Here is a 22033-nt window from a genome sequence, read left to right as displayed (position 1 = left end):
GGGGCTCCCGCGAGGGAGCCCTTTTTGTATTGGCTGTTGGGCCCGAGCGCCGGGCCGCCCCAAGCCGGCCCGCGATGACGATGTGCTTGCGGCTCAACGCCGCAAGCATCGCCGTCCCTCGGGTGACAGACCAGACTCGCCCGCGTTCGGCGAGGCGAGCTGGGCGAGGGGCCTCAGAAGCTCGCGCGCAACCCGACCTGGTAAGTCCGGCCCGGCTCGTAGATCGCATACGGCGCGTTGGCGAACTGGAAGTTGGTGCGCTGGCTGCTGCGGGTCACGTTGAAGATGTCGAACGTGGCCTGCAGGTCCTTCTTCCAGCCGATGATCTCGCCAAGGTTCACGCGCGAAGTGAAGTCCACCTGCGCATAGTCCATGCCGTAGAACGCGGCGGCGGTGATGCCGTTCTGGCCCGTGCCGCTGGACTGCGTGCCCTTGGTGAAGTTCTTCGTCACGCGGAAGCCGCCGAACCGGCCTTCGTAGTACGCCGCCAGGTTGTAGGTGTAGGGCGGCACGCCGATGGCCACGTTGGCGCCCGACTGCTTGACCTTGGTGTAGTTGGCGCTGACGCCGAAGCCCTTCAGGTAGGACGTCAGGATCTCCAGCGGCTGCTGCACCGTGAGCTCCAGGCCCTTGATGTTCAGCGCGTCGCTCGTGTTCTGCACCTGCGACAGCACGATGGGGTTGGCGTTGATCTTGGCCAGGTCAGCCGGCGACGGCAGCGCGTCCAGGTCGGCCGGCACGGCCAGGCCCGCGCTCTTGTAGAGGTTGGTGCGCTGGTCGCGGGTCAGGCCGCTGGTCCAGTTGATGCCGTACTGGTTCAAGGTGCTGAACGGCACGTTGAACGTCTTGGTGGCCGTGAAGCCCGTGATGCTCTTCTTGAACCAGGCCAGCGCCACGTAGCCCTCGCGGCCGGTGTACCACTCCAGGCCCAGGTCGGTGTTCTTGGACTGGTAGGGCTTGAGGTCGGGGTTGGTCAGCGTGCCGTTCTGGGCCGAGGGGTCGGTGAAGCTGGCCGTCAGCGCGCGCAGCGACGTGGGGTCGGCGCGCGTGATCGTCTTGGACATGGACGCACGGGCCAGCAGGTCCGGCCGCAGGTTGTAGGCCAGGCTGCCGGACGGCAGGAAGTTGCCGTAGGTCGTCGTCGTCAGGCTCTCGACGACGGACGCGGGGTAGCGGCCGCCGTCGGCCAGGTTCAGCGCGGCGTTGCGCGGGTCGGCCGGCGCGCTCAGCGACGCGAAGGTCTGCGTCGTCGTCGCGTAGCGGGCGCCGGCGTTGTAGCGCAAGTTGTTGCCCAGCAGCTGCGTCTCGCCGTTCACCTCGGCGAAGAGCGACGTGACCTTCTCCTGGAAGTAGCCGGGGTTCACGCCGGTGTTGGTGCCGCCGATGCCGGGCACCGCGGTGTCATGCGCGGCGGCGTAGTTGGCGTCCTTGGCGAAGCGGGCCCAGTCCAGCGCGACGAAGCCGCGCGAGTTGGCCGACAGGTAGCCCGGCACGGCCGCGTTGGGGATGGCCGAGCCGAGGTACTGCAGCGGCGTCGTCGCGCCGGCGGTGTAGCCGGTGCCGTAGCCGGGGTAGTCCGCAGCCGCGGAGCCGGCGGCGCCGGTGCCGTTGCAGCCGTTCTTGTTGGTCGTGTTGGGGCCCGGCAGGAACACGTTGAGGTTGCGGCCGCAGACGATGTTGGACCAGTAGTTGTCGTTGTTCAGCGAGTCGATGCGGCGCGACACGTTGTCGTACGCGCCGCCCACCTTGATGTCGACGATGTCGGCATCGATGTCGAACGCCGCGCGCAGGCCGGACGTGCGCACCTTGCGCTTCTCCTCCTGCACGTTCACGCGGCCGCCGTTCCAGCCGAACGCGGCGGGCGTGTTCAGGATGTCGGTGGCGCCGGTCAGCGTGTTGGTGGCCTTCAACTGCGGCACGCCGCTGCTGTTGTCGTACTCGGTCGTGATGCCCGAGCCCAGCACCGTCTGCAGCAGCACCGTGGGCGACTGGCGATGGAAGTCGCTGCGCGTCACGTTGGCCTGCACGTCCAGGCTGACGCTGTCGCTGAAGCGCAGCTTCATGCCGGGGTTGATGCTGTTGAACTTGGTGTCTTCGGTGTACGGGCGGTACTCCAGGAAGTACTGCGAGTTCGCGAACGTGCCCTTGGTGACGACGCAGCCGTTGGCGCAGTCGCCGTCCACCTTCATGTTGATGGGAATGGCCGAGCCGTTGCGGCCCACCCAGTTGATGTCGGAGCGCTCGAACTCGTTCTTCTTGTGGCCGTGGATCAGGTCCAGGAAGAACTGCGCCGAGCTGTTGGGGCGCGCCTCCAGCGACAGGATGGCGTTCTGGCGGTCGCGGCTGCCCTCGGCCACCATCGCACGGCCCAGACGCGGAATGATGGCGTTGTCGATCTGCGTGATCGTCAGCCCCGGGTTCTTGGCCAGCAGGAAGGCCTCGTTGATGGTGTCGCCCGCCGTCAGGCCGTTGCCCGCGTTGGACGGCACGGCGCCGGGAATGGTCCAGTTGCCGCCGCCGGTGTTGTTGCGCGTGGCGCTGCTGCTCTGCGAGGCCAGCAGGTTGGCGTTGGTCCAGCCGATGGACTCGAAGCCGGTGGTCTTGACCTTGTTGGTGGACCAGGCCACGCCGGCCAGCACGCCGAAGGTGTTGTCCCAGGTGTTGCTGACCAGCGCCGAGCCGCGGTTGCCCCAGCGATCGGCCTGCTGGTTCTTCGTGCCGGTCAGCGTGAACGCGGTGCGCAGGCCCTTCTTGTCGAACGGGCGGGCGCTGCGCATGTCGACGATGCCGGCGGCGCCGCCTTCCAGCATCGAGGCCGTGGGGCTCTTGACGACGGTCACGCGGCTGAACAGTTCGCCCGGCAGGAAGTCCATGTCGACTTCGCGGTTGGCGCTGCCCGAGTCCACGCGGCCGGTGGAGGCCGACGCGACCGGTGCGCCGTTCAGCAGGATGCGCGTGAAATTGGTGCCCAGGCCGCGGATCTGGATCTGCAGGCCCTCGCCGGTGATCTCGCGCGTCAGCGTGACGCCCGGGATGCGCGAGATGGACTCGGCGACGTTGCTGTCCGGGAACTTGCCCATGTCCTCGGCGGTGATGGCGTCGATGAAGCCCACCGAGTTCTTCTTCGCGTTGGCCGCACTCTCCAGCGACGCGCGGATGCCGGTCACCACCACGGTGTCCAGCTTCTGCTGATCGGCGGCCGGCGCGGTCTGCGCGTAGGCCTGGGCGATCAGGCCGGCCAGCAGCGTGGTGCCCAGCGCCAGCTGGCCGGAACGCGCGCGGCGATGGACGCGCGGATTTGTCGTGATCATCAATGTCTCCTTGGTGGTTCTACGACCCTGATACGCGGGCCATCCGACTCGGCAGCTACCAAAATGTTAGCGCGCACATTTTCAATTTACGCGGGCGCATCCGCATGGTCAACAAGGGTGTGTACTAATGTATTAGTGTCTGAATCACCCGGATTCGAGCCGATGCACAGCACTTGGCAGGAAGACAGGTAGCGCTCACAATGACGCATCAACGTCACTTCAACGCGATGCTGGACAACCCCGCCTTCCTGCCCGCCGACACGGCCCACGCCACGCTGGTGGGCCGCGTGTGGCGGCCTGACCTGGGCGGCCCCGCGCTGGTGACGGTGCGGGCCGGCCTGCTGGTGGACCTGTCCGCCCATGCCGCCACGCTGTCGGAACTGCTGGACCGTGCCGACCTGCTGGCGCTCGTCCGCGAGGCGCCGGGCCCGGTGCTGGGGCCCGTGCAGGCCGTGCTGGCCAACGCGCTCGCCGCCACGCCCGACCCCGCCCTGCCCCGCCCGCTGGCACCCTGCGACCTGCAGGCCATCAAGGCCTGCGGCGTGACCTTCGCGGTCAGCCTGCTGGAACGCGTCATCGAGGCGCAGGCCGGCGGCAGCGCCGCACGCGCGCACGACCTGCGCCAGTCGCTGACGGCGACGCTGGGCACCGACCTGTCCAGCATCCGCCCCGGCTCGGCCGCCGCGCAACGCCTGAAGGCCGAATTCACCGCGCGCGGCGCGTGGTCGCCCTACCTGGAGGTGGGCCTGGGGCCCGACGCCGAGGTCTTCACGAAAGCGCAGCCCATGTCGGCCGTGGGCTTCGGCGAAGCCGTGGGCCTGCACCCCGACTCGCAGTGGAACAACCCCGAGCCCGAGGTCGTGCTGGCCGTCAACGGCCGCGCCGAGGTCGTCGGCGCGACGCTGGGCAACGACGTCAACCTGCGCGACATCGAGGGCCGCAGCGCGCTGCTGCTGGGCAAGGCCAAAGACAACAACGGCTCCTGCGCCATCGGCCCGTTCATCCGGCTGTTCGACGACGGCTTCACACTCGACACCGTGCGCGCCGCCACCGTGAGCCTGCGCATCGAGGGCGCGGAGGATGGTTTCCTGCTGGAAGGCGAGAGCCACATGCAGCAGATCAGCCGCGACCCGCTGGAACTGGTGCGCCACGCCTGCGGCCCGCACCACCAGTACCCCGACGGCTTCCTGCTGTTCCTGGGCACGATGTTCTCGCCCATCCAGGACCGCGGCGCACCCGGCGCCGGCTTCACGCACCGGCTGGGCGACGTCGTCACCATCGCCAGCCCCGCGCTGGGCACCCTCGTCAACACCGTGCAGCGCAGCGACGCCATCCCGCCGTGGACCTACGGCGTCGGCGCGCTGCTGCGGCACCTGCGGGGAGGCCGCGCACCGAACTGATCTCTGGTCGGACGCCCGGGCTGGTGGGCGTCCCGTCTCTTGCGGCGGCCCGCCCCGTGCGGAGCCGCCGTTTTTTTGCGGTCCACCGCCGGCCGGCGGGCCGACCGCGTGATTCCCACCTGGGCCATCCGGCACTGATGCATTAGCGTGCCACCCGGAGCACCCGAACCCATCCAAGATGAATTTCACGCTGGACCCCACCCGCCACGCCGCCCCGCAGGTCGTCGAGTCCCTGCGGGCCGCCATCGTTTCGCTGGAACTCGCGCCGGGCCTGGCGCTGGACCGCGCCGAGCTCGCCCAGCAGTTCGGCGTCAGCCAGACGCCCGTGCGCGACGCGCTGATGCGGCTCAGCGAGGAAGGCCTCGTCGTCATCCGCGCGCAGTACACGACGCAGGTCAGCCGCATCGACGTGCCGGCCGCCCGCGAGGCGCACTACCTGCGCCGCTCGGTGGAGATCGAGATCGCGCGGCAGCTGGCGCAGGCCCCAGACGAGGCCGTCATTGCCGGACTGCGCACGCAGCTGTCACTGCAGGCCGAGTTCGCCGAGCGCAAGGACTTCACCGGCTTCATCTCGGCCGACAAGGAGTTCCACCGCCAGATGTACGCGGCCGCCGGCCTGCCGCGGTTGTGGGCGGTGGTGGTGAAGATGTCCGGCCACGTCGACCGGCTGCGCTTGCTGCACTCGCCATTCACCGGCAAGACCGCCTCCATCATGGACGGCCACCAGGCCATCCTGGCCGCCATCGAGGCCGGCGATGCCGACGCCGCACAGCAGGCGGTGCGGGAGCACCTGTCGGGCACGCTGGCGTCGGTGGAGGAGATTCAGCAGAGGTATCCGGAGTACCTCATTCTTTGAAAAAAGGCGCGTGAATGCGGTGTCGGCTTCAGGCTGGCTGCAGTCGTCCCTGCCAGTACAGCCGAGTGGCCGCTCTACATTCCAAGACGGAAATACCGCGGATCAGGCAGCCCTACGCCTGACATGGGGGCGGCTTGGCGGCGCAGCCGGCCAGACTTCCCGTCGATGTATGTTTAGGCCGAACGTCGATATCTTTGTATGAAGTGAGTAACCAAAGACACAAACTTCTCGGTGTCGAGGTAGTAGTTTGGATACGCCTCCCGAATAGACCGAAATGACTCTGCGCCTACGAGAACGACTTGAGCACCCGAGTAGTCGGCCAGCTCTGGGAAAAGCGGGACTTGACGGGACTGAAATGGGAGTAGCCGCTCGTATCGTTGGTACTCCTTTTGCGCAGCATCTGCTTCTTCCTTCGCGAAAGAGAACACCTGTAACCCTGGCTCATCTGGTAAAAGCACCAAAAGAAAGTAACCGGCATTCTTAGCGGTTGGTGTCTCGGTTGCGCGCAGCGCAGCACGATAAGCAGTCAGTTTCTTGGTGACATCGAGTTTTGTGTGCAGCTTCTCGAGTTCGCGTGCGACCAGCCCCCGTGACATATGCGGGGTTCTGCCAAATGCAGGCGTCTCCGTGTACTCGAATGCAACCGATGCCGTTTGGAAGTAGGAGAGCCACATACTCTCACCCTGGCTTGACTTGAGAGCTTGCCCGACTACTGCTCCTACGGTTTCCACTGCAGTCGCCCAAGCATGCTGGACTTGGGAGCGAAGTTGGACTTCGAGCAGTAGATTGTTGTACTCCGATTTGACTTCGCTCTGAAATTTGTAGATCAAGTGAATACCGCGATACCCAGAGGCCTTGGGACTGGCGATGTAGTCGTCTTCCGAAATTAAGATGTGCTTCGACCGACTCTTGTAGAACTTGTCGCGCAAGGTATACACGTCTTCGATCGAAGGGACCACTGCACGACAGCCCCCTATGTCTTGCATCTGCGTCAGGCGCATTGAGTCGCGCGAAAGCTTAGACAAGATTGAGCGTGATCGCTTCAGGCGCTGAACAACCACGGCTTTCAAGCCGAGTCGGTTTACCTTTCCCTTCAAACTCACCGTGATGGTGTTCAGCGGAAAGGCATGAGATGCCCGCCAGTTTCCCAAGACATCCCACGCGGCCTCATCGAACTCGTCGACGCTCTTGGTGGAGGCAAGAGCGCGACCAGCTTTGTCGACAGCGCTTTTGCTGAAGAGTGGTACAGAGTACGACATTGGATTCGTACGGCCTAGCGTCTGAATTCAGTTGCCGCCGGAGGCGGTCCGTTGGAATGAGCGGTCAAGACGCATCTCGACGAACGGTCATTTGGTTCTTGGAGCATCTTGGGAAGCTCCGTGTTCTGATGCCTGCTCGGCCCTTATTCCTATAAAGTTCTTGTCGCCAAGCAGCGTTCTGAGTCGATCATCTACCAAACTGGCAATAATCTTCTCCTGCGCTCGCCAGAGATTTGAAGCTTGATAGCCAAGGAGAATGCATAGCGCAAAAACTCTTGCTAGCGATGTCACATGATCTGTAATTGCCCCGACAAAATAGAGTGCAACCACTATCCCGAGTATGGCACCCACTAATACTGCATTTGGACCAAAGTGTGGTGCCGGCTGATATTTGACTGTCTGGGTCGTGTCCGCTGTGGTGTTTTCGGACAGATGCGAGTTCGAATCCAGCTTCGAGCGAATATCGGCAAGTGTCAAATGCCGAGAAACTACGCCTCCAAGAGCCCCAAATACAGGACACAGGCATAAAAGAGCCAAGTCAAAGTATGTCAGATAGGCAGTCTGAGATAGGTATATAACAATACCCTTCTCTCGATCTCCCGTGCTGCCAAATTGCGCCCAAGCCGGTAGTGCGGTGATCGCGAGGCCAAGTGCGAGGATCAAGCGAGCTTGCATTGTTGGATCTCCCGGCAAAACTTTTATATGTGGCCTAACAGTTTATCAGCGCGTAGTGCCGCATAGCTCCGGCCGCTGCTTCTTAACCACACCAGCCTGGCAAGGGTAAGTTCTTATCGCAAGGAAAATCCCCGGGCATGCCGGAAATCGAAGTCGTTGAGCCGATATCGAAAGCGGTGCTGATCGGTGGCTACTCTGCCAGCCAGAGAAACCTGGCGCAACGGTGGTTATTCCCGCTACCAACGTCTACCTAGCCGCCAGGCCGGCCGGCGCGCTGCGGTGCCGTTCACGGGCGACCGCTCCTACCAACAGCAGACCGCCGAGGCTCGCCCGGCGACTGACAGCATGGCTGCGAAGCAGCCATCCCTCACCTCTCTCACCAGCCCCCAAACCGATGCACCGTCGCCGACCTGAACACCTCGCCTGGCCGCAGCACGGTGCTGGGCCAGTCGGCGCTCACCGGGCGGTTCGGCGAATCCGGGTTGTGCTGGGTTTCCAGGCAGACGCCCGCGCCGCGCGTGTAGCGACGGCCGCCCGGGCTGGTGAGTGAGCCGTCCATCCACGTGCCGGCGTAGAACTGGATCGCCGGCTCGGTCGTGGCGATGTCCATCCAGCGGCCCGACACCGGGTCGGTGAGGCGCGCGGCCGGGTGCGGTGCGCCGTCCAGCGGGTGATCCAGCAGCCAGTTGTGGTCGTAGCCCACGTCGGTACCGATGGCGCGCTCGCGGCGGAAGTCGAACGGCGTGCCGGCCACGCCCGCGTGTCGCAGCGGGATGCCGTTCGCACCGGGCACGGTGTAGCGGCTGGCGTGCAGCGTCAGGCGATGGCCCAGCGCCGCGCCGGACTCGGCGCCGCCGAGGTTGAAGTAGGCGTGCGAGGTGAGGTTGACGACGGTGGGCAGGTCGGTCGTCGCCTCGTAGTCCACGCGCCAGCTCATGTCCGTGCCCAGCGTGTAGCGCACGGCGACATGCATCGTGCCGGGGAAGCCCATCTCGCCGTTCGGGCTCACGCGCTCCAGCAGCAGGCTGACGCTGCCATCGGCACCCACCGGCTGCGGCGTGCCCTGCCACAGCGAGGCGCCGAAGCCGGCCGGGCCGCCGTGCAGGCAGTTGGCGCCGTCGTTGGCGGCGAGGCGGTGGCGCACGCCGTCCAGCTCGAAGCTGGCGCCGGCGATGCGGTTGGCGTAGCGGCCGGCGATGACGCCCAGGTGAGAGCCGGCGCCGGCCAGGTAGGCGCCCAGGTCGGCCAGGCCCAGCACGACGCTGTCGGCGCCGCCGGGCAGCCACAGGCCTGTGACGATGCCGCCCCAGTCCAGCGCCGTCAGCACGAGGCCGCGGCCGTTGTCGAGGCGGTATTCGTGGACGGTGCGGCCGTCAGGCAGGCGGCCGTAGTCGCGCACGGTCACGTGGGGTTCAGTGTTCATCGGACCAGCCCGCGGGCGTTGACGTAGAGGGCGTACAGCGAATGGCTGCTGGCCATGAAGAGGCGGTTGCCCTTGGCGCCGCCGAAGCACAGGTTGGCGCAGCGCTCGGGCAGGTGGATGTGGGCCAGCGGCTGGCCGTCGGCGGCGTAGACGCGCACGCCGTCCAGCCCCGCCGGGTCCACGCCCGGCTGGCCGCCGCCGCCGAAGCCGCACCAGATGCGGCCCTGCGTGTCCAGCGCGATGCCGTCGAAGGCGCCGGGGCCTTGGGCGTCGATGAGCAGGCGCTTGTCGCTGGCCGTTGCGCCATTCACCGCGTAGGTCCAGATCAGCCGGTGCGGCTGCGCGCGGCTCTCCACCACCAGCAGCCGGCCCTCGGGCGTGAAGGCCAGGCCGTTGGGGCCGGCGAGGTCGTCGATGACGCGCTGCAGTTCGCCCGTGCGGGCATCGATGCGGTAGACGCCATGCGGCTGCTCGCGCGGCGCGGGCGCGCCTTCCCAGTCGCCGGAGATGCCGAACTCGGGGTCGGTGAACCAGATCGCGCCGTCCGGCGCGCAGGTGATGTCGTTGGGCGAGTTCAGCGGCTTGCCGTCGAAGCGGTCGGCCAGCACGGTGACGCGGCCGTCGACTTCAGTGCGCGTGATGCGCCGGCCCAGGTGCTCGCAGCTGACGAGGCGGCCCTGCGCGTCGCGCACGTGGCCGTTGGCGTTGCCGCTGGGCTGGCGGAACACGCTGACCTCGCCGCTGCAGTCGTCCCAGCGCAGGATGCGGTCGTTGGGGATGTCCGACACCAGCAGGTAGCGGCCGTCGCCGAACCACACCGGGCCTTCGGCCCACTGCAGGCCGGTGGCCAACTGCTCCACGCAGGCGGAGAACAGCCGCAGCTCGCGGCCCTCGGGCGCGAGGATCTCGAAGGCCGCGTCGGGCAGGCGCGAATTGGGCTGGAAGGGAATGCGCGGGCCGCGCTCGTGGCCGCTCATGCCTGCCCCGCAAACGGGAACGGCCCCAGCACGACGAAGCCGCCGCCCTGGTACTTCACCTCGGGCCGGGTCGGGTCCACCGGCCCCTGCTTCGCCTCGATGGCGGCGCGCCAGGGCTCGGAGCTGTCCTGGGGCTGGTAGCCGACGTGCTTGCCCTGCGTGTTGTCCCACCACGTCGTGCGGTTGTTGCTGGCGCCGTAGACGATGCTGTGGCCGACGATGGGCGCCGTCAGCGCGGCGACGAGCAGGCGCTCCATGTCGTCGTGGCTGAGCCAGCTGGACAGCTGGCGGCGGTCCACCGGCTCGGGCAGGCAGGAGCCGATGCGGATGGTGACGGTCTCCAGCCCGTGGCGGTCGTAGTAGAACTGCGCCAGGTTCTCGCCGAAGGCCTTGGACAGGCCGTAGAAGGTGTCGGGCCGCGGCACGACGTTGGCTTTGATGGTCTCGTCCTGGCCGTAGAAGCCGGTCACGTGGTTGGAACTGGCGAAGACGATGCGCTTCGTTCCCCGCCGGCGCGCCGCTTCGTAGAGGTTGTACGCGCCGACGATGTTGGCCGGCAGCACGGTGCTGAAGGGCTTCTCGATGGACACGCCGCCGAAGTGCAGCACGGCGTCCACGTCCTTCAGCAGCTCGTACATCGCCGCCTCGTCCTCCAGCGGCGCGACGACGACTTCCTCGCCGTCGCCGGCCGGGTCCATCGCCGCAAGGTCGGAGACGCGCAGCGTCTCGCAGTAGCGCTTCATGCGCGGGCGCAGCATGCGGCCCAGCGCGCCGGCAGCGCCGGTCAGCAGAAGGCGCCTGAAGCGCAGTCCGGTCAGTTGTTCCATGGCTGTGTCGGGCCCGGCGTCGGGCCCCGGTGAAGTCGCAGGTCAGCCGCCCGCGCCCAGGCGCAGCGGTGGGCGCAGGCGGGGAGCGGCGTCGGACTGGCGTCGGACCAGTTCGAAATCCATGAGCTCATGCTCGCAGGGCAGAGACTCGCCGGAGCGGCGCGCCTTGATGTGGCGCACCAGCAGGTCCACCGCGGCGCCGGCCATCTCCATGATGGGCTGGCGCACGGTGGTGAGTTCGGGCCAGATCGTCGTGGCCAGCGGGGCGTCGTCGAAGCCGACGACGGTCAGGTCGCTGGGTACGTCCAGGCCCAGGCGGTGGGCGATGGCGACGGTGGCGGCGGCCATGTCGTCGTTGCTGGCGAAGATGGCCGTCGGGCGGCGCTCCTGGGACAGCAGCCCCTCGGCCGCGTCCAGCCCGGAGCGGTAGGTGAACATGCCCTGCGCGACGACCTCTTCCTCCTCGATGTTGAGGCCGGCGTCGCGCATCGCCGCGTGGAAGCCCGCGAGGCGGCGCGAGCTGCTGCTCTGGTAGGGGTCGCCGATGATGAAGCCCAGGCGGTGGTGGCCCAGGTTCAGCAGGTGGCGCGTCATCTCGTAGGCGGCCTGGTAGTCGTCGATGCCGACGGCGCAGACGTCCGCGGGCGGCTGGCCGGCGGAGACGACGACGGCCGGCGTGTCGGTCTCGGCCACCAGCTTGAGCAGCGGCTGCGAGTCGCAGAACGGCGGCGGCAGGATGAGGCCGTCGATGCCGTTGGCGATCATCTCGGCCACCGGCGCCTCCTCGCCGTCACGCGCGGCGTCGCAGCGCTGCACGATGAGCTGCACATGGCGCAGGCTGGCCTTGTTCAGCAGGCCGATGAGGAACTCGTTGAGGTAGCCGGCCGTCGGGTCGATGTAGAGCATGCCGATGCGGATGGGCTCCGAGCCGGCGAGGCGGCGGGCCGCCTGGTTGGGCACGTAGTTCAGCTGCGCGATGGCCGCCTGCACCTTCTCGCGCGTGCCGGGGCGCACGTTCAGCTCCCCGTTCACGACGCGCGACACGGTCATGGGCGACACGCCGGCGAGGCTGGCCACATCGGCGATGGTCGCCACCTTGGTGCTGCGCCCCTGGCGTGCGTTTGGCTTCAATCTGCACCTCGACTCGTCGTTGTTCTTGGCCGCCGCGCGAGCAGTGCGCGGCTGGGGCCGTGATTCTCTACCATGCCCATGGTGGCGCTGCTCAACGCCCGGGCGCGAAACCGAAGCGCAAGGCTTTGTAGGCCGCCAGGTCCTGCGCCGGCGGCGCCACGCCGGCCGGCAGCGGCAGGCCCGACACGGACTGGAAATAGGCGATGCAAGCATCGCGCCACCAGCGCGCCTCGCGGGCCTGCACGGCCAGGTAGGTGGTGACCTCGGCATGGCGCTGCGGGTCGATGTCGGCCTTCAGCGCGGCCCAGCGCCGGCCCATGTCGTCCACCGTCGCGACGCCGCGGCCATAGCGCCAGATCAGCTCGGCCCACAGCGTGCGGCCCGACGGCATGGCGTGGCCCCACGGCAGGTGGTGGAACCACAGCAGCAGCTCGGGCGGCGTGGTGCGCGGGTCGGCCCACTGGCGGGCAATGGCGGGCGCGTACTGGGCCACGGCGTTGCTGCCGGTGGCCGTGCGGTCGAAGCCGATGCCGTCGCGGCCGGCCTTGTGGAAGTAGGTCGGGTTCCAGTCGGCGCGCTCCAGGTTGTTGACCCAGGGGCCGGGGCCGTAGTGGTGCCCGGTGTCCATCAGGTGGTGCAGGCCCAGTGGCGTCATGTAGTCGACGACGGCCTCGCGCGAGGCCAGCATCAGCTCGACGATGGCGTCCCGCGCGGCAGCGCGGCGCGTGAAGGTCTGCGCCACCCAGTCGCGCGCCACCTGGGCGGCGCTCGCATCCGGGTCCCAGGCCAGGCGGCCGAAGGCGTACCAGTTGGCCTGGTCGAACTGCGAACCGCTCCAGTTGCGGTCCGTGCCGATGTTGGCCACACCGGCGATGGCCGTCAGCGGGTGCTGGTTCAGGCGGCCGTCGACGACGCGGGCCACCGTGCCGCCGTGGCCGGTGTCGGCCTTCAGCACCTCCTCGAACAACGAGCCCAGGTACACGAGGTGCGTCGAGAAGCCCAGGTACTCCTTCGTGATCTGCAGCTCCAGCGCCAGCGGCGTCTTCGGCATGGCGCCGAACAGCGGATGGAAGGGCTCGCGCGGCTGGAAGTCGATGGCGCCGTTCTTCACCTGCACGATGACGTTGGGCGCGAACCTGCCGTCCAGCGGCTGGAACTCGGCGTAGGCCTGGGCGGCGCGGTCGGTGGCGTCGGGCGAGTAGACGAAGGCGCGCCACAGCACGACGCCGCCGTGGGGCTGGAGCGCTTCGGCCAGCATGTTGGCGCCGTCGGCGTGGTTGCGGCCGTAGTCCTGCGGGCCGGGCTGGCCCTCGGAGTTGGCCTTGACGAGGAAGCCGCCGAAGTCGGGAATGGCGCGGTAGATCTCGTCGGCCTTGGCCCGCCACCAGGCGCGCACGGCCGGGTCCAGCGGGTCGGCCGTCTTCAGCCCGCCCAGCTCCACCGGCGCCGAGAAGCGCGCCGACAGGTAGACCTTGATGCCGTAGGGCCTGAAGACGCCGGCCAGCGCCGCCGCCTTCGCGAGGTAGGGCGCCGTCAGCGAATCGGCCTTGGCATTGACGTTGTTCAGCACCGTGCCGTTGATGCCCAGCGACGCATTCGCGCGGGCGTAGTCCACGTAGCGCGGGTCCAGGATGTCGGGCAGCTTCCACCAGTCCCACAGCGATGCGCCGGCATAGCCACGCTCGACATGGCGGTCCAGGTTGTCCCAGTGGTTCAGCAGCCGCAGGCCCACCTTGGGCGCGGCGCGCTGGTCCAGCCGGCGCATGTCGGCACCGGTCTGCGCCGCGCGCAGCCACGCGAAGGCGCCGTACAGCAGGCCGCGGTCGGTGTTGGCGGCGATGACGGTCACGTCGGCGCCCTGCAGCGTCTGGCGGCGCAGCGCGTAGCCTTCGTCACCCAGCTCGTCCCACGGCACGTCCAGGCCGGCCGGCGCCTGCGCGCGCGTCGCCAGCACCAGCGCGCCCGGCACGGCGCGTGGCGACAGCGCCGGCGCCCGCCCCGCCAACCCCGCCACGCCGCGGCGCAGTTCGGCCACGGCGGCATCCACCGTGGGCGTGGCCGGCGTGGCCAGCACCAGGCTGCGCGCGCCGGCCTGCAGCTGCGCCTGCGCGGCGCCGCCCAGCGGCCGGTAGCGCAGCCACAGCTCGTAGCCATCCTCGGCCGCCGCCCAGCCGGGCAGCAGGGCCATCAGCAGGGCCAGGCCCAGCGTTCGAAAAATCGTCGTCATCCTGTCTCCAAGGGCGTGCCGTGCTGGTTTGCGCGAAATCCCGGCTTGCGTGAAAGCAAATGGTAGCGCTACATTTGCAACCCGCAAGCCGCCACAAACACGCAGTGCTGCGGTCTTTCCCACGGAGACAACGTCTTGAAACCATCCGCTTCCCGACCAGCCCCGATGTCGCCCCAGCGACAGGGGTTTACCCGGGACATCGCTAGCGCTACCAAACCCACCGGGCGGGCGGCGTGATGGCAGCGGGTGCCGACGCGGCCGTGGGCCGCCAGCGCTGGTGGATCTGCGGGCTGCTGTTCGCGGCGACGACGATCAACTACATCGACCGCAATGCGCTGTCGGTGCTGAAGACCAGCCTGCAGCAGCCGCTGGAAGCCGGCGGCCTGGCGCTGACCGATGCCGACTACGGCTGGATCACCTTCGCGTTCACCGCGGCCTACGCCGCCTTCCCGCCGCTGATCGGTTCGGCCATCGACCGCTTCGGCGTCAAGCGCAGCCTGGCGGTGGCGCTGATCCTGTGGTCGCTGGCATCGGCCGCGCACGGGCTGGTGGCCACGGTGCTGGGCCTGGTGGTCGTGCGTTTCCTGCTGGGCATGGCCGAGGCGGCGCACTTCCCCGCGGCCATCAAGGCCGTGGCAATGTGGTTCCCGCAGCAGGAGCGCGCGCTGGCGACGGGCCTGTTCAACTCGGGCACCGCTTTGGGCATCATCGCGTCGCCCGTCACCGTGTGGCTGGCACTGAACTTCGGCTGGCAGTCGGCGTTCGTTGCCATCGGCGCGGCGGGGTTGGCGTGGCTGGTGTTCTGGCAGCGTGGCTTCCATGCGCCGGAGCAGCATGCCCGGGTGTCGGCCGCGGAACTCGCCCACATCCGCGCCGGCCAGCCGCCCGCCACCGAGGCCGTGCGCCTGCCGTGGACGGCGCTGCTGCGCTACCGCGAGATCTGGCCCTTCCTGCTGGCCAAGATGCTGACCGACCCGGTCTGGTGGTTCTTCCTGTTCTGGCTGCCGTCATACCTCGAGCGCGAGCGCGGCCAGAACCCGCTGAAGAGCGCCGGCCTCGTGGCCCTCATCTACCTGGGCTCCAGCGTGGGCTCCATCTTCGGCGGCTGGCTGTCGGGCCACCTGAACAAACGCGGCTGGCCGGTGGACAAGGCCCGCATGGTGACGATGGGCGTCTTCGCCGCCTGCATGCCGGGCAGCATCGCGGCCTACTGGGCCGACAGCTTTGCCGCCTGCGTGGCGCTGATCGCGCTGGCCACGGCCTGCCACCAGGCGTGGTCGGCCAACCTGCTGACGTCCGCGACGGACCTGTTCCCCACCAAGGTCTCCGGCGCCGTCATCGGCCTGGGCGCCACGGCGGGCGGCATCGGCGGCATGTTCATCGCGCTGCTGACGGCGCTGACCGTGCAGTGGACCGGCACGCAGCAATGGGCCTTCGTCTACGCCGGCGTCATGCACCTGACGAGCTTGGGCCTTTTCTGGCTGTGGTTCCGCGGCCGCTTCGAGCGCGTGGATGTGGACGCCGGCATGGACCTGTCGCGCGCCCACCGCCCGCTGCTGACGGCCGGCAGCCTCGTCGCGCTGGCGGGCGCGGCGCTGGTGTGGCTCATCACGTCGCACTGGGACGCCTGCGTCGCCGCGGCCAAGTTCTCCGGCGCCGCCCAGGCGCTGACCGCTGCCGGTGGCCTCGTCGTCATCGGTGCCCTGCTCCTCCACGCCGGCCGGCCGCACCGCCCGCCGGCAGCCCTGCTTCCTCTGACCTCCTGAAGATGATCACCAACCCCATCCTGCCGGGCTTCCATGCCGACCCCTCCATCTGCCGCGTGCCGGGCACGGACGGCGATGACTACTACATCGCCACCTCCACGTTCGAGTGGTGGCCGGGCGTGCGCATCCATCACTCCAAGGACCTCGTCCACTGGCGCCACCACAGCTATGCCTGCACGCGCACCAGCCAGCTGGACCTGACCGGCCACCCCGACTCCGCCGGCGTCTGGGCGCCCTGCCTGACGTACTCGGGCGGCCAGTTCTGGCTGATCTACACCGACGTGCGCTCCACCATCGGCGCGTTCAAGGACACGCACAACTACCTCATCACGGCGCCCAGCATCGACGGCCCGTGGAGCGAACCCATCTACCTGAACAGCTCGGGCTTCGACCCCAGCCTGTTCCACGACGTGGATGAAAACGGTGCCGTCCGCCACTGGCTGGTCAACCAGCAGTGGACACACTGGCCGGGCAAGAACCACTTCAACGGCATCCTGCTGCAGGAGTACGACCACGACGCGAAGAAGCTCGTCGGCCCGATCAAGAACATCTACGCCGGCACCGACCTGGGCGTCGTCGAAGGCCCGCACATCTACAAGCGCAACGGCTGGTACTACCTGCTGACGGCCGAGGGCGGCACCTTCTACGAGCACGCGGTGACGCTGGCCCGCTCGCGCCAGCTGGACGGCCCCTACGAGACGCTGCCCGGCAACCCGCTGCTGACCGCCTGGCAGAAGAAGACCGACGGCCTGCAGCGCAGCGGCCACGCCAGCCTCGTCGAGACCGCCAACGGCGAATGGTTCATGGCCCACCTGTGCGGCCGCCCGCTGGAGTGGACCGGCCCCAACGCCGCCAACAACCAACCCGAGGACGGCTACGCCGGCCTGCACTGCCCGCTGGGCCGCGAGACGGCGCTGCAGCGCATCCAGTGGCGCGATGACGACTGGCCCGAGGTCGTCGGCGGCAACGGCCAGCAACCCAGCCTGCACGTCGAGGGGCCCAACCTGCCCGCCCACCCCTTCCCGGCCGAGCCGGCCCGCGACGACTTCGACACGCCGGTGTTCAACGGCCACCTGAACTCGCTGCGCAAGCCGTTCGACGAGAGCTGGGCCTCCCTCACCGCCCGCCCCGGCCACCTGCGCCTGACGGGCCGCGAGTCGCTGATGAGCCTGTTCGACCAGAGCCTCGTCGCGCGCCGCCAGCAGCACTTCCACTGCCGCATCGAGACGCGCGTGGACTTCGAGCCCGGCAGCTTCCACCAGATGGCCGGCCTCGTGGCGTACTACAACACGCGCAACCACGCCTACCTGCACGTCACGCGCGACCCGGACAGCAACGCCCGCGTCGTCTACCTGACCGTCAACCGCGACGGCGCCATCAACGGCCCCGCCGCGCCCGTGCCGCTGGCCGATGGCCCGGTGGACCTGGCCGTCGAGTTCAGCCACGACACCTACCAGTTCTCGTTCCGCCAGGGCAGCGCCGCGTGGCAGCCCCTTGGCCCGGCGCTGGACACGGCCATGCTGAGCGACGAGTTCGCGACCCGCTTCCTCAACGGCTTCGCCAACAACTTCGGCTTCACCGGCAACTTCGTCGGCATCGCCTGCCAGGACCTGGCCGGCACGCGCACGACGGCAGACTTCGACTACCTCAGCTACGAAGCCAAGGCCTGATTCCGGACAGACCCTTCAAAGGGCGACCACCTCAGAAAAACCAGAGGAGACACATGAAAAGCCAGCCCTTGTCCTTCATCGAGAAGGCCGGATACAGCTGCGGCGATGCCGCGGCCAACTTCGTCTTCATGACGATGGTGCTGTTCCAGCTGAACTTCTACACGGACGTGTTCGGCCTGTCGGCCAACACGGCCGCGGCCATCCTGCTGTGGCCGCGGCTGTGGGACGCCATCTTCGACCCCGTCATGGGCGTGCTGGCCGACCGCACGAACACCCGCTGGGGCAAGTTCCGCCCCTGGGTGCTGTGGACGACCATTCCCTGGTGCGTCGTCATGATCGCCGCATACACGACGCCCGACCCCAGTTGGGGCTGGAGCACGGGCATGGTCATCGCGTATGCCGGCATCACCAACACGCTGCTGATGACGCTGTACTCGATGAACAACATGCCCTACTCGGCGCTGGGCGGCGTGATGACGGGCGACCTCAACGAGCGCACCAAGCTCAACTCCTACCGCTTCGTGTCGGTCAACGTGGCGCAGTTCATCGTCGGCGGCTTCACGCTGCCGCTGGTGGCCAAGTTCGCGCAAGGCCATGACCGCGCCCACGGCTGGCAGGTCACGATGACGATCTGGGCCGCGCTGTGCCTGGTGCTGTTCCTCATCACCTTCGTCACGACCAAGGAGCGCATCAAGCCCATCGTCGAGACGCAGTCCTCGCCGCGCGAGGACTTCGCCGACCTGCTGAAGAACGGCCCGTGGATCGCGCTGGTGGCCTACACCGTCTTCAACTTCGGCATGCTCACGCTGCGGGGCGGCGCCCACTTCAACTACTACCACCACTACGTCGACAAGGCCGCGATGTTCGACTTCGTGGCCGCCTTCGGCCTGACGACGCCCGACCCCAACGGCACCGGCAGCCTGGCCGACACGCTGGGCTACATCGTGCACGGCACGCGCGACAGCCTGGCCCAGTCCAACGTGGCGGACGTGTTCAACAGCATCATCAACATGGCCGGCTTCGGCACGACGCTGGTCGTCATCATGCTGTCCGCCGGCCTGTCGGCGAAGTACGGCAAGCGCGCCGTCGCGACCGCCGGCTTCGCGCTGTCGACGCTGGCCGCCTGTGCGCTCTACCTGCTGCCGCCCGACGCGGTCTGGCTCATGCTGGGCCTGCACATCCTTGGCGCCGTGTTCTACGCGCCGACCATCGCCGTCATGTGGGCCATGTACGCCGACGCGGCCGACTACTCCGAATGGCAGACCGGCCGGCGCTTCACCGGCATGGTGTTCGCCACCATCGGGTTCTCGCTGAAGTCGGGCCTGGCGCTCGGCTCGGCGGTGTTCCTGTGGTGCCTGGCCGGCTTCTTCGGCTACGACACGCAGCACCCCTCGGCCGCCGGCGCCATCGAGGGCTACCGCGTGATGTCGAGCTTCGGCGTCGGCGCCTGCTTCGCCGCCTGCACGCTGTGCCTGCTGGCCAACAAGCTCAACAAGCAGACCACGCTCCAGATGGCCGATGAACTTGCGCAGCGCCGCCGCCAGGCCGGCGTCGGCGCCGACGATGACGAGCCGCGCCAAGGCACCGTGCCGGCCACCGCCTGACCCCCCACAACCCCTCCCCCATCACCTTTCCCGCAGTCAAGGACCTTGCCATGAGCACCGCCTATTCCGATCTCCCCGTCGTCCAGTACGAAGGCCCCTCGTCCACCAACCCGCTGGCCTACCGCTGGTACGACGCCAAGCGCGTCGTCCTCGGCAAGACGCTGGCCGAGCACCTGCGCCCCGCCGTCTGCTACTGGCACAACTTCTGCTGGAAGGGCGAGGACGTCTTCGGTCTGGGCAACACCGTGTTCCAGCGCCCCTGGTTCAACGAGGCCGACCCGGTCAAGGCCGCCTACATGAAGCTGGACGCCGCGTTCGACTTCTTCGGCAAGCTGGGCCTGCCCTACTGGTGCTTCCATGACCGCGACGTGGCCCCCGAGGGCGCGACGCTGGCCGAGTCCAACCGCATCCTCGACGGCCTGCTGGAAGCCGCCGCCAAGAAGATGCAGGACGGCAAGGTCGGCCTGCTGTGGGGCACGGCCAACCTGTTCTCGCACGGCCGCTTCATGAGCGGCGCGGCCACCAACCCCGACCCCGCCGTCTACGCCTACGCAGCAGCGCAAGTGAAGCACGTGCTGGAGTGGACGAACCGCCTGGGCGGCCAGAACTACGTGCTGTGGGGCGGCCGCGAAGGCTACGAGACGCTGCTCAACACCGACCTCAAGCGCGAGATGGCCAACTACGGCCGCTTCCTGACCTCGGTCGTCGAGCACAAGCACAAGATCGGCTTCAAGGGCACCATCCTCATCGAGCCCAAGCCGCAGGAGCCCACCAAGCACCAGTACGACTACGACAGCGCCACGGTCTACGGCTTCCTGAAGACCTACGGCCTGGAGAACGAGGTCAAGGTCAACATCGAGGTCAACCACGCGACGCTGGCCGGCCACAGCTTCGAGCACGAAGTGGCCACCGCCTGCGCACTGGGCATCTTCGGCTCGCTGGACGCCAACCGCGGTGACGAGCAGCTGGGCTGGGACACCGACCAGTTCCCCAACAACCACGTGCAGCTCGTGCCGGCCATGCTGGAGATGATCCGCGCGGGGGGCTACACCACCGGCGGCACCAACTTCGACGCCAAGGTGCGCCGCCAGTCCATCGACCCCATCGACCAGCTGGAAGGTCACATCGGCGGCATGGACACGATGGCCCGCGCCTTCCTGGCCGCCGCCGCGCTGTACGAGAGCGGCCAGCTGGAGAAGGCCGTGGCCGACCGCTATGCCGGCTGGGAGGGCGACCTGGGCAAGAAGATCACCGGCGGTGCCAGCCTTGATGACTTGGCCAGCATCGTTCACGCACAGGGCATCTCCCCGGCACCGCGCTCCGGCCGCCAAGAGCGCCTGGAAAACATCGTCAACAACTTCGTCTGATCGGGGCCCTGGCCATGTTTCTTGGCATCGACCTCGGCACCTCCGAGATCAAGCTGCTGCTTCTGAACGAGCAGCACCAGATCATCGCCACCACCGGCGTGGCGCTCACCGTGCAGCGGCCGCAGCCGCTGTGGAGTGAGCAGAACCCCGCCGACTGGTGGGCCGCGCTCGATGCCGGCATGGCCAGACTCAAGCAAGACCACGGCGCCGCGCTCGCGCAGGTGCGCGGCATCGGCCTGTCCGGCCAGATGCACGGCGCCGTGACGCTGGACGCGGCCGGCGCGGTGCTGCGCCCGGCCATCCTGTGGAACGACGGCCGCAGCGGCCCGCAGTGCGAGCAGATGATGGCCGCCTGCCCCGAGCTGCCGGCCATCACCGGCAACCTGGCGATGCCCGGCTTCACGGCGCCCAAGCTGGCCTGGATGCGCCAGCACGAACCCGAACTCTTTGGCCGTGTAGCCAAGGTGCTGCTGCCCAAGGACTGGCTGCGCCTGCAGCTGACCGGCGAAGCCGTGAGCGAGATGAGCGACGCCGCCGGCACGCTGTGGCTGGACGTCGCCCGGCGCCGCTGGTCGCCCGTCGCGCTGGAGTTGACCGGCCTGAACGAGAGCCACATGCCGCGCCTGGTCGAAGGCAGCGAAGCCAGCGCGACGCTGAAGGCCGAGCTGTCCGCGCGCTGGGGCCTGCCCGCCGGCATCCCCGTCGCTGGCGGCGGTGGCGACAACGCGGCCAGCGCCGTCGGCATGGGCGTCGTGAAACCCGGCGACGGATTCCTGTCGCTGGGCACGTCCGGCGTCATCTTCCTGTGCAACGAAGCCTTCAGCCCCAACCCGTCTCGTGCAGTACACGCCTTCTGCCATGCGCTGCCCGGCACCTGGCACCAGATGAGCGTCATCCTCAGCGCCGCGAGCGCGCTGCGCTGGGCCACGCTGATGCTGGGCATGCCCGGCGGCGAGGCCGACCTCATTGCCAAGGCCGCCGCGCTGACCGACACGCAGCGCCAGCAGGCGCCGATCTTCCTGCCCTACCTCAGCGGTGAGCGCACGCCGCACAACAACGCCAACGCACAGGGCGTGTTCTTCGGCCTCACGCATGAACACGGCGCCGCCGAGATGGGCTACGCCGTGCTGGAAGGCGTGGGCTTTGCACTGCTGGACGGCTGGCAGGCACTGCAAGCCGGCGGCGGCCATGCCGAGCAGCTGTGGCTGGTGGGCGGCGGTGCGCGCAGTGAATGGTGGGCCAGGCTGCTCGCGTCGCTGCTGAACGTGCGCCTGGTCAACGGCGTCGGCGCCGAGGCGGGTGGCGCGTTGGGCGCCGCTCGCCTGGCCTGGCTGGCAACAGGCGGCACGGTGGACGAGGTCTGCCGCACGCCCGACATCGCCCGTGTCGCCGAACCCGACCCCGCATTGGCCGCCGCGCTGCAGCCACGCCATGCCCGCTTCCAGCGCCTTTACACGGCGCTGCGCAGCGAGTTCAGCTAACCCCTTTGTTCCACCCACTGGCTTGTGCCGCCTGACCGCGGCAGGGCCGCGCTTTGCCC

15 protein-coding genes are annotated in these 22033 nt (G+C 68.3%); 7 read left to right on the top strand and 8 right to left on the bottom strand.

The features are described 5' to 3' along the window. Positions 1 to 173: 173 nt before the first annotated feature. Positions 174 to 3311: a TonB-dependent receptor gene (locus ACG04Q_RS13535; RefSeq protein WP_394511463.1), complete on the bottom strand. Its 3138-nt coding sequence runs from the start codon at positions 3309 to 3311 to the stop codon at positions 174 to 176. Positions 3312 to 3511: 200 nt separating this feature from the next. On the opposite strand from ACG04Q_RS13535, the gene ACG04Q_RS13530 reads away from it, so the two are divergent. Next, a complete protein-coding gene (locus ACG04Q_RS13530; protein WP_394511462.1) occupies positions 3512 to 4711 on the top strand; it encodes a fumarylacetoacetate hydrolase family protein in 1200 nt (399 codons plus the stop codon). 178 nt (positions 4712 to 4889) lie between these two features. Next, positions 4890 to 5567 carry a GntR family transcriptional regulator gene (locus tag ACG04Q_RS13525; RefSeq protein ID WP_394511461.1) on the top strand — a complete coding sequence of 226 codons (678 nt, stop codon included), beginning with the start codon at positions 4890 to 4892 and terminating at the stop codon, positions 5565 to 5567. 173 nt (positions 5568 to 5740) lie between these two features. Here the strand turns inward: ACG04Q_RS13525 and ACG04Q_RS13520 are convergent, their stop codons facing one another. From ACG04Q_RS13520 to ACG04Q_RS13490, 7 genes are all read right to left on the bottom strand, one after another. Beyond that, positions 5741 to 6826 carry a RelA/SpoT domain-containing protein gene (locus ACG04Q_RS13520; protein ID WP_394511460.1) on the bottom strand — a complete coding sequence of 362 codons (1086 nt, stop codon included), beginning with the start codon at positions 6824 to 6826 and terminating at the stop codon, positions 5741 to 5743. Positions 6827 to 6913: 87 nt separating this feature from the next. Beyond that, positions 6914 to 7489, bottom strand: coding sequence for a hypothetical protein (locus tag ACG04Q_RS13515; protein ID WP_394511459.1), 576 nt, complete (start codon positions 7487 to 7489; stop codon positions 6914 to 6916). Between the two features lie 388 nt (positions 7490 to 7877). Beyond that, a complete protein-coding gene (locus tag ACG04Q_RS13510) occupies positions 7878 to 8924 on the bottom strand; it encodes an aldose epimerase family protein (RefSeq protein ID WP_394511458.1) in 1047 nt (348 codons plus the stop codon). Next, complete coding sequence (locus ACG04Q_RS13505; RefSeq protein WP_394511457.1) at positions 8921 to 9901, bottom strand: SMP-30/gluconolactonase/LRE family protein; 981 nt, start codon at positions 9899 to 9901, stop codon at positions 8921 to 8923. Before ACG04Q_RS13505 ends, ACG04Q_RS13510 begins: the two co-directional genes overlap by 4 nt. Next, positions 9898 to 10728 (bottom strand): NAD-dependent epimerase/dehydratase family protein, encoded by an 831-nt coding sequence (locus ACG04Q_RS13500; RefSeq protein ID WP_394511456.1) that lies wholly within the window; start codon positions 10726 to 10728, stop codon positions 9898 to 9900. The genes ACG04Q_RS13505 and ACG04Q_RS13500 overlap by 4 nt, the downstream gene beginning before the upstream one ends. 42 nt (positions 10729 to 10770) lie before the next feature. Continuing rightward, complete coding sequence (locus ACG04Q_RS13495) at positions 10771 to 11859, bottom strand: LacI family DNA-binding transcriptional regulator (RefSeq protein WP_394511455.1); 1089 nt, start codon at positions 11857 to 11859, stop codon at positions 10771 to 10773. A gap of 91 nt (positions 11860 to 11950) precedes the next feature. Continuing rightward, the gene (locus ACG04Q_RS13490; RefSeq protein WP_394511454.1) at positions 11951 to 14086 is read right to left on the bottom strand and encodes an alpha-glucuronidase family glycosyl hydrolase; all 2136 of its coding nucleotides are present in this window, start codon (positions 14084 to 14086) and stop codon (positions 11951 to 11953) included. Positions 14087 to 14322: 236 nt separating this feature from the next. Here ACG04Q_RS13490 and ACG04Q_RS13485 point away from each other — a divergent pair, with 236 nt between their 5' ends. From ACG04Q_RS13485 to xylB, 5 genes are read left to right on the top strand one after another with little or no spacing between them, the layout of a single operon-like run. Further along, positions 14323 to 15852 carry an MFS transporter gene (locus ACG04Q_RS13485; protein ID WP_394511453.1) on the top strand — a complete coding sequence of 510 codons (1530 nt, stop codon included), beginning with the start codon at positions 14323 to 14325 and terminating at the stop codon, positions 15850 to 15852. Positions 15853 to 15854: 2 nt separating this feature from the next. Continuing rightward, the gene (locus tag ACG04Q_RS13480; RefSeq protein ID WP_394511452.1) at positions 15855 to 17522 is read left to right on the top strand and encodes a glycoside hydrolase family 43 protein; all 1668 of its coding nucleotides are present in this window, start codon (positions 15855 to 15857) and stop codon (positions 17520 to 17522) included. A 53-nt stretch (positions 17523 to 17575) separates the two neighbouring features. Continuing rightward, positions 17576 to 19126: an MFS transporter gene (locus tag ACG04Q_RS13475; protein ID WP_394511451.1), complete on the top strand. Its 1551-nt coding sequence runs from the start codon at positions 17576 to 17578 to the stop codon at positions 19124 to 19126. 50 nt (positions 19127 to 19176) lie between these two features. Further along, complete coding sequence (gene xylA, locus ACG04Q_RS13470) at positions 19177 to 20493, top strand: xylose isomerase (protein WP_394511450.1); 1317 nt, start codon at positions 19177 to 19179, stop codon at positions 20491 to 20493. 14 nt (positions 20494 to 20507) lie between these two features. Continuing rightward, the gene (gene xylB / locus ACG04Q_RS13465; protein ID WP_394511449.1) at positions 20508 to 21974 is read left to right on the top strand and encodes a xylulokinase; all 1467 of its coding nucleotides are present in this window, start codon (positions 20508 to 20510) and stop codon (positions 21972 to 21974) included. Positions 21975 to 22033: the final 59 nt, after the last annotated feature.

Origin of the sequence: Pelomonas lactea, assembly GCF_043555885.1 — a bacterium.
Taxonomy (GTDB): domain Bacteria; phylum Pseudomonadota; class Gammaproteobacteria; order Burkholderiales; family Burkholderiaceae_C; genus Pelomonas; species Pelomonas lactea.
This window is presented reverse-complemented; position numbering and strand designations above follow the sequence as displayed.

Bases quoted from the DNA above. Each gene is read 5' to 3' on its own strand.
- ACG04Q_RS13525 (WP_394511461.1), top strand. From the start codon at position 4,890: ATGAATTTCACGCTGGACCCCACCCGCCACGCCGCCCCGCAGGTCGTC.
- ACG04Q_RS13535 (WP_394511463.1), bottom strand. From the start codon at position 3,311: ATGATCACGACAAATCCGCGCGTCCATCGCCGCGCGCGTTCCGGCCAG.
- ACG04Q_RS13530 (WP_394511462.1), top strand. From the start codon at position 3,512: ATGACGCATCAACGTCACTTCAACGCGATGCTGGACAACCCCGCCTTC.
- xylB (WP_394511449.1), top strand. From the start codon at position 20,508: ATGTTTCTTGGCATCGACCTCGGCACCTCCGAGATCAAGCTGCTGCTT.
- xylA (WP_394511450.1), top strand. From the start codon at position 19,177: ATGAGCACCGCCTATTCCGATCTCCCCGTCGTCCAGTACGAAGGCCCC.
- ACG04Q_RS13480 (WP_394511452.1), top strand. From the start codon at position 15,855: ATGATCACCAACCCCATCCTGCCGGGCTTCCATGCCGACCCCTCCATC.
- ACG04Q_RS13520 (WP_394511460.1), bottom strand. From the start codon at position 6,826: ATGTCGTACTCTGTACCACTCTTCAGCAAAAGCGCTGTCGACAAAGCT.
- ACG04Q_RS13500 (WP_394511456.1), bottom strand. From the start codon at position 10,728: ATGGAACAACTGACCGGACTGCGCTTCAGGCGCCTTCTGCTGACCGGC.
- ACG04Q_RS13490 (WP_394511454.1), bottom strand. From the start codon at position 14,086: ATGACGACGATTTTTCGAACGCTGGGCCTGGCCCTGCTGATGGCCCTG.
- ACG04Q_RS13510 (WP_394511458.1), bottom strand. From the start codon at position 8,924: ATGAACACTGAACCCCACGTGACCGTGCGCGACTACGGCCGCCTGCCT.
- ACG04Q_RS13505 (WP_394511457.1), bottom strand. From the start codon at position 9,901: ATGAGCGGCCACGAGCGCGGCCCGCGCATTCCCTTCCAGCCCAATTCG.
- ACG04Q_RS13475 (WP_394511451.1), top strand. From the start codon at position 17,576: ATGAAAAGCCAGCCCTTGTCCTTCATCGAGAAGGCCGGATACAGCTGC.
- ACG04Q_RS13485 (WP_394511453.1), top strand. From the start codon at position 14,323: ATGGCAGCGGGTGCCGACGCGGCCGTGGGCCGCCAGCGCTGGTGGATC.